This is a genomic window from Ramlibacter sp. P4_H7, from assembly GCF_056400765.1.
The window spans coordinates 195,553-209,482 of sequence record NZ_JBFUKP010000007.1; the positions used below are offsets into that span (position 1 = coordinate 195,553).

At 66.9% G+C, this 13,930-nt stretch carries 15 protein-coding genes; 5 read left to right on the forward strand and 10 right to left on the reverse strand.

Annotated elements, in window-relative coordinates; genetic code table 11:
- Window positions 1-19: 19 nt before the first annotated feature.
- On the reverse strand, window positions 20-961 hold the full coding sequence (locus AC1DSA_RS12510) for a LysR family transcriptional regulator (RefSeq protein WP_477889542.1): 942 nt from the start codon (window positions 959-961) through the stop codon (window positions 20-22).
- Here AC1DSA_RS12510 and AC1DSA_RS12515 point away from each other — a divergent pair.
- Complete coding sequence (locus tag AC1DSA_RS12515; RefSeq protein WP_477889544.1) at window positions 960-1,562, forward strand: BON domain-containing protein; 603 nt, start codon at window positions 960-962, stop codon at window positions 1,560-1,562. The two genes, AC1DSA_RS12510 and AC1DSA_RS12515, sit on opposite strands and share 2 nt — an antisense overlap.
- Window positions 1,563-1,632: 70 nt before the next feature.
- Here AC1DSA_RS12515 and AC1DSA_RS12520 read toward each other — a convergent pair whose 3' ends face one another.
- The 7 genes from AC1DSA_RS12520 to AC1DSA_RS12550 all read right to left on the reverse strand — a co-directional run bounded on the left by AC1DSA_RS12520 (window position 1,633) and on the right by AC1DSA_RS12550 (window position 7,570).
- The gene (locus tag AC1DSA_RS12520) at window positions 1,633-2,943 is read right to left on the reverse strand and encodes a citrate synthase (RefSeq protein ID WP_477889546.1); all 1,311 of its coding nucleotides are present in this window, start codon (window positions 2,941-2,943) and stop codon (window positions 1,633-1,635) included.
- A gap of 12 nt (window positions 2,944-2,955) precedes the next feature.
- Window positions 2,956-3,249, reverse strand: coding sequence for an FAD assembly factor SdhE (locus AC1DSA_RS12525; protein ID WP_477889548.1), 294 nt, complete (start codon window positions 3,247-3,249; stop codon window positions 2,956-2,958).
- Window positions 3,250-3,277: 28 nt separating this feature from the next.
- On the reverse strand, window positions 3,278-3,982 hold the full coding sequence (locus tag AC1DSA_RS12530; protein ID WP_477889550.1) for a succinate dehydrogenase iron-sulfur subunit: 705 nt from the start codon (window positions 3,980-3,982) through the stop codon (window positions 3,278-3,280).
- A 54-nt stretch (window positions 3,983-4,036) separates the two neighbouring features.
- On the reverse strand, window positions 4,037-5,845 hold the full coding sequence (sdhA, locus tag AC1DSA_RS12535; RefSeq protein ID WP_477889552.1) for a succinate dehydrogenase flavoprotein subunit: 1,809 nt from the start codon (window positions 5,843-5,845) through the stop codon (window positions 4,037-4,039).
- Window positions 5,846-5,850: 5 nt separating this feature from the next.
- Window positions 5,851-6,216, reverse strand: a complete 366-nt coding sequence (gene sdhD / locus AC1DSA_RS12540) for a succinate dehydrogenase, hydrophobic membrane anchor protein (RefSeq protein ID WP_477889554.1) — start codon at window positions 6,214-6,216, stop codon at window positions 5,851-5,853.
- A gap of 25 nt (window positions 6,217-6,241) precedes the next feature.
- Window positions 6,242-6,664, reverse strand: coding sequence for a succinate dehydrogenase, cytochrome b556 subunit (gene sdhC / locus AC1DSA_RS12545; protein ID WP_477889556.1), 423 nt, complete (start codon window positions 6,662-6,664; stop codon window positions 6,242-6,244).
- A gap of 129 nt (window positions 6,665-6,793) precedes the next feature.
- The gene (locus AC1DSA_RS12550; RefSeq protein WP_477889558.1) at window positions 6,794-7,570 is read right to left on the reverse strand and encodes a GntR family transcriptional regulator; all 777 of its coding nucleotides are present in this window, start codon (window positions 7,568-7,570) and stop codon (window positions 6,794-6,796) included.
- A gap of 191 nt (window positions 7,571-7,761) precedes the next feature.
- Here AC1DSA_RS12550 and AC1DSA_RS12555 point away from each other — a divergent pair, with 191 nt between their 5' ends.
- Genes AC1DSA_RS12555 through AC1DSA_RS12570 form a run of 4 tightly spaced genes read left to right on the forward strand, consistent with a single transcriptional unit; the run spans window position 7,762 to window position 12,936 of the window.
- Window positions 7,762-8,748 carry a malate dehydrogenase gene (locus AC1DSA_RS12555; protein WP_477889560.1) on the forward strand — a complete coding sequence of 329 codons (987 nt, stop codon included), beginning with the start codon at window positions 7,762-7,764 and terminating at the stop codon, window positions 8,746-8,748.
- A 10-nt stretch (window positions 8,749-8,758) separates the two neighbouring features.
- The gene (locus AC1DSA_RS12560; protein WP_477889562.1) at window positions 8,759-9,748 is read left to right on the forward strand and encodes an HpcH/HpaI aldolase/citrate lyase family protein; all 990 of its coding nucleotides are present in this window, start codon (window positions 8,759-8,761) and stop codon (window positions 9,746-9,748) included.
- Between the two features lie 18 nt (window positions 9,749-9,766).
- The gene (locus AC1DSA_RS12565; RefSeq protein ID WP_477889564.1) at window positions 9,767-10,321 is read left to right on the forward strand and encodes a hypothetical protein; all 555 of its coding nucleotides are present in this window, start codon (window positions 9,767-9,769) and stop codon (window positions 10,319-10,321) included.
- A gap of 23 nt (window positions 10,322-10,344) precedes the next feature.
- On the forward strand, window positions 10,345-12,936 hold the full coding sequence (locus tag AC1DSA_RS12570) for a bifunctional aconitate hydratase 2/2-methylisocitrate dehydratase (RefSeq protein WP_477889566.1): 2,592 nt from the start codon (window positions 10,345-10,347) through the stop codon (window positions 12,934-12,936).
- Between the two features lie 333 nt (window positions 12,937-13,269).
- On the opposite strand, the gene AC1DSA_RS12575 is transcribed toward AC1DSA_RS12570, so the two are convergent.
- A complete protein-coding gene (locus AC1DSA_RS12575) occupies window positions 13,270-13,620 on the reverse strand; it encodes a hypothetical protein (RefSeq protein ID WP_477889568.1) in 351 nt (116 codons plus the stop codon).
- A gap of 87 nt (window positions 13,621-13,707) precedes the next feature.
- Window positions 13,708-13,930: hypothetical protein (locus AC1DSA_RS12580; RefSeq protein ID WP_477889570.1), on the reverse strand; the 223-nt coding region annotated here is incomplete at its 5' end.

Below are 13,930 nucleotides of genomic sequence, written 5' to 3' on the forward strand. Positions count from 1 at the left end.
TTTCCTCAGGCGTGAAATTCTATGCGGCAAGGGCTTCCTGCTCTTCGGCACGGCTGCGCAGGTGGTCGACCAGCAGCCTCGCGGTGAGCGGAAGGGTGGAGAAGTCGCGCGCGACGAGCCGGATGTCGCGCGTCGCCCAGGCATTCGTGAGGCGGACGCATTCCAGGTCGCCCACGCCGTGCATCAGCGTGAAGGCGCGGCGCGGCATCAAGCCCACGCCCAGGCCGTTGTGGATCATGCGGCACATCGCATCCAGGCCCGTCACGTGGATGCGCAACCGGATGTTCCGCCCGGCGGCCGCGGCGGCCTCGCGCATGGCCAGGTAGATCGAGCTGTTGGAATGCAGGCCCACGTGGTCGAGGTCCAGCGTGTCCTCGAACGCGATCGACTTCCGTCGGGTCAACAAGTGGCCGCGCGGCACGATGAGCACCAGTTCGTCCTGGCGGTAGGCCAGCGTCTGCAGTTCGTGGCCCGGCGCGGCCGCGACGTTGCAGATCCCCAGGTCCGCCGCGCCTTCCTGCACCGCGCGGATCACCTCGGTCGACAGGTGTTCTTCCAGGTCGATCTTCACCTGCGGGTGCTGCTCGCTGAAGCTGCCCAGGTCCTCCGGCAGGAACTGAACGATCGCGGAGATGTTGGCGTGGATGCGCACGTGGCCCCGCACGCCGTCGGCGTATTCGGACAGTTCCGCCTGCATCTTTTCCAGGCTGAAGAGCACCGAACGCGCGTGGTGCAGCAGGCTTTCGCCGGCGGGCGTGAGCTTCACGCCCCGGGTGTGGCGATAGAGCAGCGGCGTCTCCAGCGTTGCCTCCAGGTCCGACAGGCGCTTGCTCACGGCGGAGGCCGCGATGAACTCGCGCTCCGCTGCGCGACCGATGGAACCCAGCTCGCAGACAGCCACGAAGAGCTGCAGCGAGGTGAGGTCGATCCGGCGGGCGAAAGAGCGTTCGGTCGGGCGCATGGGGTTGGGCATCGCGGGCTGCGATGCCAGGACGCTATTTTCCCTTGTCAAATGCCATCTTGCCATCGCCATCCGCGATGGCGGCCTTGCCGTCCGGGGCATTCCTGCGCGAGCATCCGCGGCCATGCGCATTTCCGTGCTTCTGCTGGGCGCCTTGGCGAGCACTGCCGCCGCTGACGAGCCGCGTCGCAACGTCTTCGATGACCCCTTCCTGCCGGTCACTGCCGCGCTGCGGGGATGCCCGGCGCCGCGACCCCCGGGATTCACCGAGGAGGAAATCCGCAAGGAGGCGCACGTGCGCGCCCAGCACGGCACCAGTTGCTACCGCGTCGGCCGCTGCCGCCTGCCCAATTCCTACCTTTACGACAAGGAAATCATTCCCCGCGTCCAGCAATACATCCGCATGGACGGCCGTTTCGACGACACCTCGGTCTGGGTGCTCGGTGAGCGGCGCATCGTGACGCTGATGGGCTGCGTGAAGACGAAGGAACAGGCCGAGCAGATGGAGAAATCCGTGCTGCTGGTCGATGACGTGATGGGCGTCGTGAACTACCTGATGGTGGGCAACCAGGACAAGCCGAAGTACGAAGTGGCCCGGTAGGGCTGGCGCCCGCGCTGCCCGGAAAGCAAAAAGGCCCGCGACGCGGGCCTTTTTGCAGGGCGCGATGCGCTTACCGCTGGCCGATGGGCATCACGTCGCGCTTGGGGGAGCCGACGAAGAGCTGGCGCGGGCGGCCGATCTTGTACTCGGGGTCGCCGATCATCTCGTTGAGCTGGGCGATCCAGCCGACCGTGCGGGCCAGGGCGAAGATCGCCGTGAACAGGCTGACCGGGATGCCGATCGCGCGCTGCACGATGCCGGAGTAGAAGTCCACGTTCGGGTACAGCTTGCGCGAGACGAAGTACTCGTCCTCCAGCGCCACCTTCTCCAGCGCCATCGCCAGCTTGAACAGCGGGTCGTTCTGCAGCCCGAGCTCGGCCAGCACTTCGTGGCAGGTCTCGCGCATCAGCTTGGCGCGCGGGTCGTAGTTCTTGTACACGCGGTGGCCGAAGCCCATCAGCTTGATGCCGCTGTTCTTGTCCTTCACCTTGGTCACGAACTCGCCGATCTTGGCGACGCCGCCCATCTTCTGGATGTCTTCCAGCATGTTGAGGGCCGCCTCGTTGGCGCCGCCGTGTGCCGGGCCCCACAGGCAGGCCACGCCCGCCGCGATGGCCGCGAACGGGTTGGTGCCGGAGGATCCGCACAGGCGCACCGTGGAGGTGGAGGCGTTCTGCTCGTGGTCGGCATGCAGGATGAAGATGCGGTCCATCGCGCGCACCAGCACGTCGTTGGGCTCGAACTCCTCGCACGGCGTCGCGAACATCATGCGCATGAAGTTCGAGGTGTAGCTCAGCGAGTTCTTCGGATAGATGTAGGGCTGGCCGACGGTGTACTTGTACGCCATGGCCACCAGCGTCGGCATCTTCGCGATCAGGCGGATCGCCGAGATCTCGCGGTGCTCCGGGTTGTTGATGTCCGTGCTGTCGTGATAGAAGGCCGACAGCGCGCCGACCAGGCCGGTCATCACCGCCATCGGGTGCGCGTCGCGCCGGAAGCCGCGCAGGAAGAACTGCATCTGCTCGTTGACCATCGTGTGGTTGGTCACGCGCGAGACGAAGTTGTCCTTCTGGGCCGGGTTGGGCAGCTCTCCGTACAGCAGCAGGTAGCAGGTCTCGAGGAAGTCGCAGTTGGTGGCGAGCTGCTCGATGGGGTAGCCTCGGTACAGCAACTCACCCTTGTCGCCGTCGATGTAGGTGATGGCGGACTGGCAGGAAGCCGTGGACATGAAGCCGGGGTCGTACGTGAACATCCCGGTCTGCGCATAGAGCTTGCGGATGTCGATCACGTCCGGGCCGATGGTGCCGTGGTACACGGGCATCTCGACGCTGGGGCTGCCGTTGCTGAAAGACAGCGTGGCCTTGTTGTCTGCGAGTTTCATAGCTAGTCCTAATCAGGTTGAATGCCCAGGTCCCGTCGACGCCGGCTTGCGCAGCATCTCCAGCACTTGTCTCACGTCCGGCCGATCGAGTTCGTCCGCGGGGTCCTTGCGCCTCAGCAGCAGGTCCAGCAGGTCGTTGTCGGCCAGGTCCATCAGCTCCGCCAGCGCCTCGGCCTGACGGACCGTCAGGCTGGACGCGTACTGGTCGAAGAACTTCTCGATGAGCAGGTCGTTCTCGAGCAGCCCGCGGCGGCAGCGCCACCGCAGCTTGCTGAGACCTCGCTCGTCGAGCAGAACGTCGTCCATTTTCCCTTGCAGTGTCCGCGCTGTGCGGTCAGACCGCGCGGCGCACCATCAATTCCTTGATCTTCCCAATGGCCATCGTCGGGTTGAGGCCCTTGGGGCACACGTCCACGCAATTCATGATCGTGTGGCAGCGGAACAGGCGGTACGGGTCTTCCAGGTTGTCCAGCCGCTCGGCCGTGGCCTGGTCGCGGCTGTCCGCGATGAAGCGATAGGCCTGCAGCAGCCCGGCCGGACCCACGAACTTGTCGGGGTTCCACCAGAAGCTGGGGCAGCTGGTCGAGCAGCTGGCGCACAGGATGCACTCGTACAGGCCGTTGAGCTCCTCGCGCTCCTCCGGCGACTGCAGGCGCTCCTTCTCGGGCTTGATGCTGTCGTTGACCAGGTAGGGCTTGATCGAGTGGTACTGCTGGAAGAACTGGGTCATGTCCACGATCAGGTCGCGGATCACGGGCAGGCCCGGCAGCGGTTTCAGGACGATCGGGTCCTTCAGCGTGAGCAGGTTGGTCAGGCAGGCCAGGCCGTTCTTGCCATTGATGTTCATCGCATCGGATCCGCACACGCCTTCACGGCAGGAGCGGCGGTAGGCGATGGTGGGGTCGACTGCCTTGAGCTTCATCAGGGCATCGAGCAGCATCCGCTCGTTGCCCTCCAGCTCGATCTCCACCGTCTGCATGTACGGCTTGGCGTCCTTGTCCGGGTCGTAGCGGTAGATATGGAAGGTGCGCTTTTGCATGGAGGTTCCGTCTCTGTGAATCTAGGCGCTGTTGCGGTGCGCAGAACTACGTAATCAGAAGGTCCGGACCTTGGGAGGCACGGAGTCCACGGACAGGGGCTTGAGCTTGACCGGCTTGTACGCCAGGCGGCTGCCTTCGCTGTACCACAGCGAGTGCTTCATCCAGTTGGCGTCGTCGCGGCCCAGCGGGGCGACCGGATCATCGGCCGGCCGCTCGTACTCGCTGACGGTGTGGGCGCCACGGCATTCCTTGCGGGCGGCGGCCGAGACGATGGTGGCCTGCGCGGCCTCGATCAGGTTCTCGACTTCCAGCGCCTCGATGCGGGCGGTGTTGAACACGCGCGACTTGTCCTTCAGCTCGATCGCGCCCACGCGCTCGCGGATCGCCGCGATCTGGCGCACGCCTTCGTCCATGGCGGCCTGCGTGCGGAACACGCCCGCATGCTTCTGCATCGAGGAGCGGATGTCGTTGGCGACGTCCTGCGCGTACTCGCCGGAGGTGGTGTTGTCCAGGCGGTTCAGGCGCTCCAACGAACGCTCGGCCGCGTCGGCGGGCAGCGGCTTGTGCGACTTGGTCTTGCTCGCGAACTCGACGATGTGGTTGCCGGCGGCCTTGCCGAACACCAGCAGGTCCAGCAGCGAGTTGGTGCCCAGGCGGTTGGCGCCGTGCACGCTGACGCAGGAGCATTCGCCCACGGCGTACAGGCCGTTGAGCGCCTCGTTGTCGCTGCCGTTCTTCTGGATCACGACCTGGCCGTTGATGTTGGTCGGGATGCCACCCATCTGGTAGTGGATGGTGGGCACCACCGGGATCGGCTCGCGCGTGATGTCGACGTTGGCGAAGTTCACGCCAATCTCGTACACCGAGGGCAGGCGCTTGTGGATGGTCTCGGCCCCCAGGTGGTCGAGCTTGAGCAGCACGTAGTCCTTGTTGGGACCGCAGCCACGGCCTTCCTTGATCTCCTGGTCCATGGAGCGGGAGACGAAGTCGCGCGGCGCCAGGTCCTTCAGCGTGGGCGCATAGCGCTCCATGAAGCGCTCGCCGTTGCTGTTCAACAGGATCGCGCCTTCGCCGCGGCAGCCTTCGGTCAGCAGCACGCCCGCGCCGGCCACGCCGGTCGGGTGGAACTGCCAGAACTCCATGTCTTCCAGCGGGATGCCGGCGCGCGCCGCCATGCCCAGGCCGTCACCGGTGTTGATGAAGGCGTTGGTCGATGCCTGGTAGATGCGGCCCGCGCCGCCGGTGGCCAGCAGCACGGTCTTGGCGTGCAGCACGTGCAGGTCGCCGGTTTCCATCTCCAGCGCGGTCACGCCGACCACGTCGCCCTCGGCGTCGCGGACCAGGTCCAGGGCCATCCACTCGACGAAGAAGCTGGTGCGGGCCTTGACGTTCTGCTGGTACAGCGTGTGCAGCATGGCGTGGCCGGTGCGGTCGGCCGCTGCGCAGGCGCGCTGCACCGGCTTCTCGCCGTAGTTGGCCGTGTGGCCGCCGAAGGGGCGCTGGTAGATCGTGCCGTCGGGATTGCGGTCGAACGGCATGCCGAAGTGCTCGAGCTCGTACACGACCTTGGGCGCCTCGCGGCACATGAACTCGATCGCGTCCTGGTCGCCGAGCCAGTCGGAACCCTTGACGGTGTCGTAGAAGTGGTAGTGCCAGTTGTCCTCGGACATGTTGCCCAGGGACGCGCCGATGCCGCCCTGCGCCGCCACCGTGTGCGAGCGGGTGGGGAACACCTTCGACAGCACGGCCACGTTCAGGCCCGCCAGGGACAGTTGCAGGGAGGCGCGCATGCCGGAGCCGCCGGCGCCCACGATGACGACGTCGAACTTGCGCGTCGTGATGTTGCTCTTGGTGTATGCCATGTTCCTCAAACCCTCCAGAGCACCTGGATCGCCCAGCCGGCGCAGCCCACCAGCCACACGATGGCCAGGATCTGCAGGGCGAGTCGGATGCCCACGGGCTTCACGTAATCCATCAGCACCTCGCGCGCGCCCACCCAGGCGTGGTACACGAGGCCGAGGATGGTTGCGAAGGTCAGCATCTTCATCCACTGCGGGTGGAAGATGCCGGCCCAGCTGTCGTAGCCGATCGGGCCGCGGGAGAACACGACCTGCGCGAGCACCACCAGTGTGAACAACGCCATCAGGACCGCAGTGACGCGCTGCGCGAGCCAGTCGCGCGTGCCGTAGTGGGCGCCGACGACGGTGCGCCGGGAGCCGTAATTGACTGCCATGTTTTGGACTCCTCTGTTGCTTTTCTCAGTACAGACCGAACAGCTTCGCGCCCAGGATCACCGTCAGCACGAGGCTGATGGCCAGCGTGACCTTGGCGGTGAGGGCGCCGCGCTGCTTGCTGACGGCGGCGTGGCTCACGTCCATCCACAGGTGGCGCAGGCCGGCGGTGAAGTGGTGCAGGTAGGCCCAGAGCAGGGCGAGCGCGACCAGCTTGAGCAGCACGCCGGAGGCGCCGGTGTTGAACGCCGCCCGGAAGCGCGCGAAGGAGATCTCTGAGGACACCGAGGTGTCGAACATCCAGATGATCAGGGGCAACAGCGCCAGCATCAGCACGCCGCTGGCGCGGTGCATGCCGGAGACCAGGGAGGCGACCGGCCAGCGGTAGCCGGGCAGGTCCTTGAAGGCGTTGATGTTGCGGAATTCCGGCCGCTTGTGTGCGACTGTCATGGCGTGTTTCTTTCTTGGAGGGCTGCGCTTTGAAGTGATTGCCACTAAGGGACAACCCTAAATTCTATTTCAACGCAACAAGCTGACACCGGGTTTGCAAAACAGAGCCCCGCGGCCCGTCCCATTGCGCTAACTCAAATCGTTGCGATAGTGGTGTGTGTCGGTGCGATAGAGGCCGCGGCGCAACTCCATCGGCTCGTCGTTGTAGGTGTAGGAAAGGCGTTCGACGGAGAGCAGCGGCGCGCCGGGTTCCAGTGACAGCAGCTGCGCCTGCTGCGCGTCGGCCGCGACGGCGCGGATCTTCTCTTCGGCGCGCACCATGCGCACGCCGAACTCCAGTTCGAACAGCGCGTAGGTGGGACCCTGCTGGTTCGCCATCTGCTCCGCGGTGAGCCCGCGGAAGGTATTTCCGGGCAGCCACATGTCCTCGAGGATGGTGGGGACACTGCCGAAGGACAGCACGCGCCGCACCTGCACGACCGAGTCGCCCGTGCGCAGTGCCAGTGCACGCGCCACCTCGGCGGAAGCGCGCACCCGGCGGCAGTCGAGGATGGTGCGCTGCGCCGGTCCCTCGTCGCCGCTGTCGGGCACCAGCTTCAGGAAGCGGTAGCGCACGTGCTGCTCGGAATGGGTGGCGACGAAGGTGCCCTTGCCCTGGCGGCGCACGACCAGGTTCTCGGCAGCCAGCTCGTCGATGGCCTTGCGCACGGTGCCCTGGCTCACGCGAAAGCGCGCGGCGAGGTCCATTTCGCTGGGGATCGCCTCTCCCGGTTTCCATTCGCCGGCCTGCAGGCTCTGCAGGATCAGCCCCTTGATCTGCTGGTAAAGCGGACTGAACGCCGGGGTCGCCGACGGCGCCGGTTCGGCGGTGGCGGCATCGGCGGTGATGGGGTTGGAGGTGGCCATGGGCGGGACGGTGCTTTCTGCACCATCTTTGACCTCAATCATATCTTATATAAGACATAAGACAAATTGACCCTGCGGGTTTCTACGGGTAAACTCCCGCGCTGTCCACGCAGGGCGATTCCAGGTTCCAACGCCTCCGCTCGCACCCACGCCGACTCCCCATTTCGCATCCACTTCCTTCGGAGATTTCCATGAGCAAGAAGCCCGTTCGCGTCGCCGTCACCGGTGCCGCTGGCCAGATCGGTTACGCCCTGCTGTTCCGCATCGCTTCCGGCGAGATGCTGGGCAAGGACCAGCCCGTGATCCTGCAGCTGCTGGAGATCCCCGACGAGAAGGCCCAGAAGGCGCTCAAGGGCGTGATGATGGAACTGGAAGACTGCGCGTTCCCGCTGCTGGCCGGCATGGAAGCGCACTCCGATCCCATGACCGCCTTCAAGGACACCGACTACGCGCTGCTGGTCGGCGCCCGTCCGCGCGGCCCCGGCATGGAACGCAAGGACCTGCTGTCCGCCAACGCCCAGATCTTCACGGCGCAGGGCAAGGCCCTCGACAAGGTGGCGTCCCGCAACGTCAAGGTGCTGGTGGTCGGCAACCCCGCGAACACCAACGCCTACATCGCCATGAAGAGCGCGCCCAGCCTGCCGCGCAAGAACTTCACCGCGATGCTCCGCCTGGACCACAACCGCGCGCTGTCGCAGATCGCCGCCAAGACCGGCACCAAGGTCGCCGACATCGAGAAGCTGACGGTCTGGGGCAACCACTCGCCCACCATGTACGCCGACTACCGCTTCGCCTCCGTCAACGGCAAGTCGGTCAAGGACCTGATCAACGACCAGGAATGGAACAAGAACGTGTTCCTGCCGACCGTGGGCAAGCGCGGCGCCGCGATCATCGAGGCGCGCGGCCTGTCCTCCGCCGCGTCGGCGGCCAATGCGGCCATCGACCACATGCGCGACTGGGCCCTGGGCTCCAACGGCAAGTGGGTCACGATGGGCATCCCGTCGGACGGCCAGTACGGCATCCCCAAGGACATCCTCTTCGGCTTCCCGGTCACCACGCAGAACGGCGAATACAAGCTGGTCGAAGGCCTGGAGATCGACGCCTTCTCTCAGGAACGCATCAACCTCACGCTGAACGAGCTGCAGGAAGAGCAGCAGGGCGTGGCGCACCTCCTGTAAGCCGGCTGCCGTGGCGCATCCCCGCGAAGTCCTCCTCGGTGCCCAGGCGCGCACCGGCGCGCTGCCGGTGTGCGACCACTACAGCGGCGTCGAGGCGCGCATGCGCAAGAGCCTGCAGTTGCAGGAGGAGATGACGCAGGAGTTCGGTGCCTGCGTCTTCGACGTCACGCTCGACTGCGAGGACGGCGCGCCGGTCGGCGGCGAGGCGGAGCATGCTGCTCTGGTCGTCGAACTCGCGCTGAATGCGAAGCCCGACGCGCGCGTCGCCGTGCGCGTGCATCCGGTGGACCATCCCGCTTTCGACAGCGACATCGCCACCATCGCCGGCAAGGCCGGCCACCGTCTCGTCCACGTCATGCTGCCCAAGGTGGAGCGGCCCGAGGACGTGGAGCGTGCGGCGCGCGCGCTCGATGCCGCCGGCGCCCGCGACCTGCCGTTGCAGGGGCTGATCGAATCACCCGCGGCGGTGCATCGCGCTTTCGACATCGCGGCGCATCCCCGCATGCAGTCGCTGAGCTTCGGCTTGATGGACTTCGTGTCGGCGCATGGCGGGGCCATCCCCTCGCACGGCATGGGCGTGCAGGGCCAGTTCACGCATCCGCTGGTGGTGCGCGCCAAGCTGGAGATCTCGTCCGCCTGCCACGCCCACGGCAAGGTGCCGTCGCATGGCGTGGTGACGGAATTCAAGGACCAGGCCGCTTTCCGGGCGGCGGCGTCGCGTGCGGCCAACGAGTTCGGTTACACGCGCATGTGGAGCATCCACCCCGACCAGATCAGGACGATCGTGGAAGTGTTTGCTCCCAGCGCTGACGAAATTCACAAGGCGTCACAGATTCTTCGTGGCGCCGAAGCCGCGAATTGGGCGCCGATCAGCTTCGACGGCAAACTCGAGGACAGGGCGAGCTACCGCTATTACTGGCAGGTGCTGGAGAGGGCACACCAGACCGGCAGGCCGCTCCCCGAAGAAGCGCGCGCCTGGTTTTCCGGCGCGCGTCCCTAAGTCCAGAGGAGAGACGTCATGAAAATCGTGTTTGCCAGCATCGTGATCGCAACGCTTGCCGCCACTGCCTCCGCGCAGACGGCGGAAAAGCCCGCCAAGCCCGCGGCCAAGTCCACCAAGCCGGTGGACGCGAAGAAGTCGCCCGCGGCGAACAAGCGCCAGGCGGTCGAGGAGGCAACGCCGACGGAGGACTACAACCCAGCCGACAAGCTCACCGAAGCGGAAGTGGCCATTTCCAAGCGCGTGTACACCGGCGAGATCGCCTGCGAACTCGGCGCCAAGGTCACCGTGAAGCCGCTGCGCCGCGAGGGCTACTTCCTCGTCTCGCGCGGCGTCAACCGCTTCGTGATGCACCCGGTGGAAAGCCGCACCGGCGCCATCCGCCTGGAAGACCCGGCGCGCGGCGCGCTGTGGCTGCAGCTGGGCAACAAGTCGATGCTGATGAACCAGAAGGAAGGCAAGCGCCTGGCCGACGAGTGCCAGAGCCCGGAGCAGGTTGCCTTCGCCCAGGAAATGAAGAACCGCCCGCCCGTGAACATCCTGGAGCCCGCTCCAGGCGCACCGGCGAAATGACGCCCTATTGAACGGAGAACCCCATGTTGCAAGCCTACGTCGAACACGTTGCCGAGCGCGCCGCGCTCGGCATCCCCCCGCTGCCGCTGTCCGCCAAGCAGACCGCCGACCTGATCGAGCTGATCAAGGCGGCCCCGGCCAAGGAAGAAGCCTTCCTGCTGGACCTGCTGACGAACCGCGTGCCGCCGGGCGTGGACGACGCGGCCAAGGTCAAGGCGAGCTTCCTCGCGGCCGTTGCACATGGGGACCTCCAGGTCCCGGCGATTTCCAAGGCCAAGGCGACCGAGCTGCTCGGCACCATGGTCGGCGGCTACAACGTCAAGCCTCTCATCGACCTGCTCGATGACGCGGCGGTCGCGCAGATCGCGGCCAACGGGCTGAAGAAGACGCTGCTGATGTTCGACTACTTCCACGACGTCGCGGAGAAGGCCCGGGCCAACAATGCGTTCGCCAGGGAAGTCATGCAGTCGTGGGCGGAGGCCGAATGGTTCACCAGCCGCCCCGAAGTGCCGCAGAAGATCACGGTCAGCGTGTTCAAGGTGCCCGGCGAGACCAACACCGACGACCTGTCCCCCGCGCCCGATGCCTGGTCGCGTCCCGACATCCCGCTGCACACGCTGGCGATGCTGAAGAACAGCCGTCCCGGCACGGCCTTCCAGCCGGAAGAAGAGGGCAAGCGCGGCCCGATGAAGTTCATCGAGGACCTCAAGGCCAAGGGTCACCAGGTTGCCTACGTCGGTGACGTGGTCGGCACCGGTTCCTCGCGCAAGTCCGCCACCAACAGCGTGATCTGGGCCACCGGCCAGGACATCCCGTTCGTGCCGAACAAGCGCTTCGGCGGCGTCACCCTGGGCGGCAAGATCGCCCCCATCTTCTACAACACGCAGGAAGACTCCGGCGCGCTGCCGATCGAAGTGAACGTCTCGAAGCTGGAGACGGGCGACGTGATCGACATCTTCCCGTACGAAGGCACGATCGAGAAGGACGGCGCCGTCGTCGAGCGCTTCGCGCTCAAGAGCGACGTGCTGCTGGACGAGGTGCGCGCCGGCGGCCGCATCAACCTGATCATCGGCCGGTCGCTCACGGCCAACGCGCGCGATTTCCTGGGCCTGGGCGCCTCCACCACCTTCCGCCTGCCGAAGCCGCCCGCCGATTCCGGCAAGGGCTTCACCCTCGCGCAGAAGATGGTCGGCCGCGCCTGCGGCCTGCCGGAAGGCAAGGGCGTGCGCCCCGGCACCTATTGCGAGCCGCGCATGACCACCGTCGGCAGCCAGGACACCACCGGCCCGATGACGCGCGACGAACTGAAGGACCTGGCGTGCCTCGGATTTTCCGCCGACATGGTGATGCAGTCCTTCTGCCACACCGCGGCGTATCCGAAGCCCGTGGACGTCAAGACGCACCGCGAACTGCCCGCCTTCATCAGCAACCGCGGCGGCGTGGCGCTCAAGCCCGGCGACGGCGTGATCCACAGCTGGCTGAACCGCCTGCTGCTGCCAGACACCGTCGGCACCGGCGGCGACAGCCACACGCGCTTCCCGATCGGCATCAGCTTCCCGGCGGGTTCCGGCCTGGTGGCCTTCGCGGCCGCCACCGGCGTCATGCCGCTGGACATGCCCGAGTCGGTGCTGGTGCGCTTCAAGGGCGAGATGCAGCCCGGCATCACGCTGCGCGACCTGGTGCATGCGATCCCCTACTTCGCGATCCAGCAGGGCCTGCTGACCGTCGCCAAGGAAGGCAAGAAGAACATCTTCTCCGGCCGCATCCTCGAGATCGAGGGCCTGCCGGACCTGAAGGTGGAACAGGCGTTCGAGCTGTCCGACGCCTCGGCGGAGCGCTCCGCCGCCGGCTGCACGGTGAAGCTGAACGAAGCGCCGATCGCCGAGTACCTGCAGTCGAACGTGGTCCTGATGAAGAACATGATCGCGCAGGGTTACGCCGACAAGCGTTCGCTGGAGCGCCGCATCAAGGCGGTGGAAGCCTGGCTCGCCAAGCCGGACCTGCTGGAAGGCGACAAGGACGCCGAGTACGCGGCCGTGATCGAAATCGACCTGGCGAAGATCACCGAGCCGCTGCTGTGCTGCCCGAACGATCCCGACGACGTGAAGCCGCTGTCGCTGGTGCAGGACACCAAGATCGACGAGGTGTTCATCGGTTCGTGCATGACCAACATCGGCCACTTCCGCGCGGCGTCGACGTTGCTGGAAGGCAAGCGCGACATCCCGGTGAAGCTCTGGGTCGCCCCGCCGACGCGGATGGACGCCGAGCAGCTGACCAAGGAAGGCCACTACGCCAACTTCGGCGGCGCCGGCGCCCGGACCGAAATGCCCGGCTGCTCACTGTGCATGGGCAACCAGGCGCAGGTGCGGGAGGGCGCCACCGTGGTGTCGACCTCCACCCGCAACTTCCCGAACCGCCTGGGCAAGAACACCAACGTGTTCCTGGCGTCGGCGGAACTGGCGGCGATCGCTTCCAAGCTGGGCCGCATCCCCAAGGTGAGCGAATACCACGCCGACATGGGCGTGATCAACAAGGACGGCGACAAGGTGTACCGTTACCTGAACTTCGACCAGATCGCCGAATACGCGGAGACGGCGAAGGAAGTGACAGCCTGAGCAGCTTCCACGCGCCATGAAAAAGCGGCCCCTGCGGGCCGCTTTTTCGTTGCCGGAACGCTCAGTTGCGGTCGGCCTTGGGGCGGCGTGCCGGGCCGGCTCCCAGGGCAGATCCATTGCCCGCGCTGCTGCCGTTGCTGGCCGTGGACCCGCTGCCAAGCGCGCTGCTGCCGGTCGCTCCGGAGCCGAGGTTCGCGCCGAGGAGGCCCGCAGTCGCCGCAGGCCCGCCGAGCGCGGTCACGCTCGCCGGAGCCGCGCCTGCTGCAGCCGTTCCGGCGCCGGGGCCGCGGATAGCCGGCGTGATCGCCACGGGTGCAACCGCCGCCGGAGCCGTCACGCCGGTGCTTCCTCCCGCAGCACCGACCGAGCCGCCACCTCCAACGGTGCCGGTGCCGCCCACAGTGCTTCCGCCACCGACAGTGCCGCCACCGCCTGCAGTGCCGCCACCGCCTGCAGTGCCGCCACCGCCCACAGTGCCGCCACCGCCCACAGTGCCGCCACCACCGACGGTACCGCCGCCACCGGCCGTGCCGCCGCCACCGGCCGTGCCGCCGCCACCGGCAGTGCCGCCCCCGCCGACAGTGCCGCCGCCTCCGACGGTGCCGCCGCCTCCGACGGTGCCGCCACCACCAGCGGTGCCACCACCACCAGCGGTGCCGCCACCACCAGCGGTGCCGCCGCCATTCCCACCGTTACCGGGGTTGCCGCAGCAGGCGTTGCCCGCGGTATCCGCGTTGGGGCCACTGCCCTGGTTGCCCAGGCCGGTGTTGCCTACGCCATTGCCGTTGTTGCCCGTGCCCACGTTGGCGCCGCCGTTGCCGCCGGCGTTTCCTGCCGGCGCACCGCCAGCACCACCGCCATTGGAACTGCCGACGCCCGCACCCGCACCCACGCCGCCAGCACCTGCTCCACCACCCGCGCCRCCGCCGGCACTGGCRCCCGCACCGGCACCACCRSCRGCTCCACCACCGCCGCCGGCGCCACCGCCAGCACC

What these genes read in the sequence shown, in the direction of transcription:
- AC1DSA_RS12515 (WP_477889544.1), top strand. Translation starts at nt 960, where the DNA reads ATGGGGTTGGGCATCGCGGGCTGCGATGCCAGGACGCTATTTTCCCTT.
- AC1DSA_RS12510 (WP_477889542.1), bottom strand. Translation starts at nt 961, where the DNA reads ATGCGCCCGACCGAACGCTCTTTCGCCCGCCGGATCGACCTCACCTCG.
- AC1DSA_RS12520 (WP_477889546.1), bottom strand. Translation starts at nt 2,943, where the DNA reads ATGAAACTCGCAGACAACAAGGCCACGCTGTCTTTCAGCAACGGCAGC.
- AC1DSA_RS12525 (WP_477889548.1), bottom strand. Translation starts at nt 3,249, where the DNA reads ATGGACGACGTTCTGCTCGACGAGCGAGGTCTCAGCAAGCTGCGGTGG.
- AC1DSA_RS12530 (WP_477889550.1), bottom strand. Translation starts at nt 3,982, where the DNA reads ATGCAAAAGCGCACCTTCCATATCTACCGCTACGACCCGGACAAGGAC.
- sdhA (WP_477889552.1), bottom strand. Translation starts at nt 5,845, where the DNA reads ATGGCATACACCAAGAGCAACATCACGACGCGCAAGTTCGACGTCGTC.
- sdhD (WP_477889554.1), bottom strand. Translation starts at nt 6,216, where the DNA reads ATGGCAGTCAATTACGGCTCCCGGCGCACCGTCGTCGGCGCCCACTAC.
- sdhC (WP_477889556.1), bottom strand. Translation starts at nt 6,664, where the DNA reads ATGACAGTCGCACACAAGCGGCCGGAATTCCGCAACATCAACGCCTTC.
- AC1DSA_RS12550 (WP_477889558.1), bottom strand. Translation starts at nt 7,570, where the DNA reads ATGGCCACCTCCAACCCCATCACCGCCGATGCCGCCACCGCCGAACCG.
- AC1DSA_RS12555 (WP_477889560.1), top strand. Translation starts at nt 7,762, where the DNA reads ATGAGCAAGAAGCCCGTTCGCGTCGCCGTCACCGGTGCCGCTGGCCAG.
- AC1DSA_RS12565 (WP_477889564.1), top strand. Translation starts at nt 9,767, where the DNA reads ATGAAAATCGTGTTTGCCAGCATCGTGATCGCAACGCTTGCCGCCACT.
- AC1DSA_RS12570 (WP_477889566.1), top strand. Translation starts at nt 10,345, where the DNA reads ATGTTGCAAGCCTACGTCGAACACGTTGCCGAGCGCGCCGCGCTCGGC.
- AC1DSA_RS12575 (WP_477889568.1), bottom strand. Translation starts at nt 13,620, where the DNA reads ATGGCGGCGGCACCGCTGGTGGTGGCGGCACCGCTGGTGGTGGTGGCA.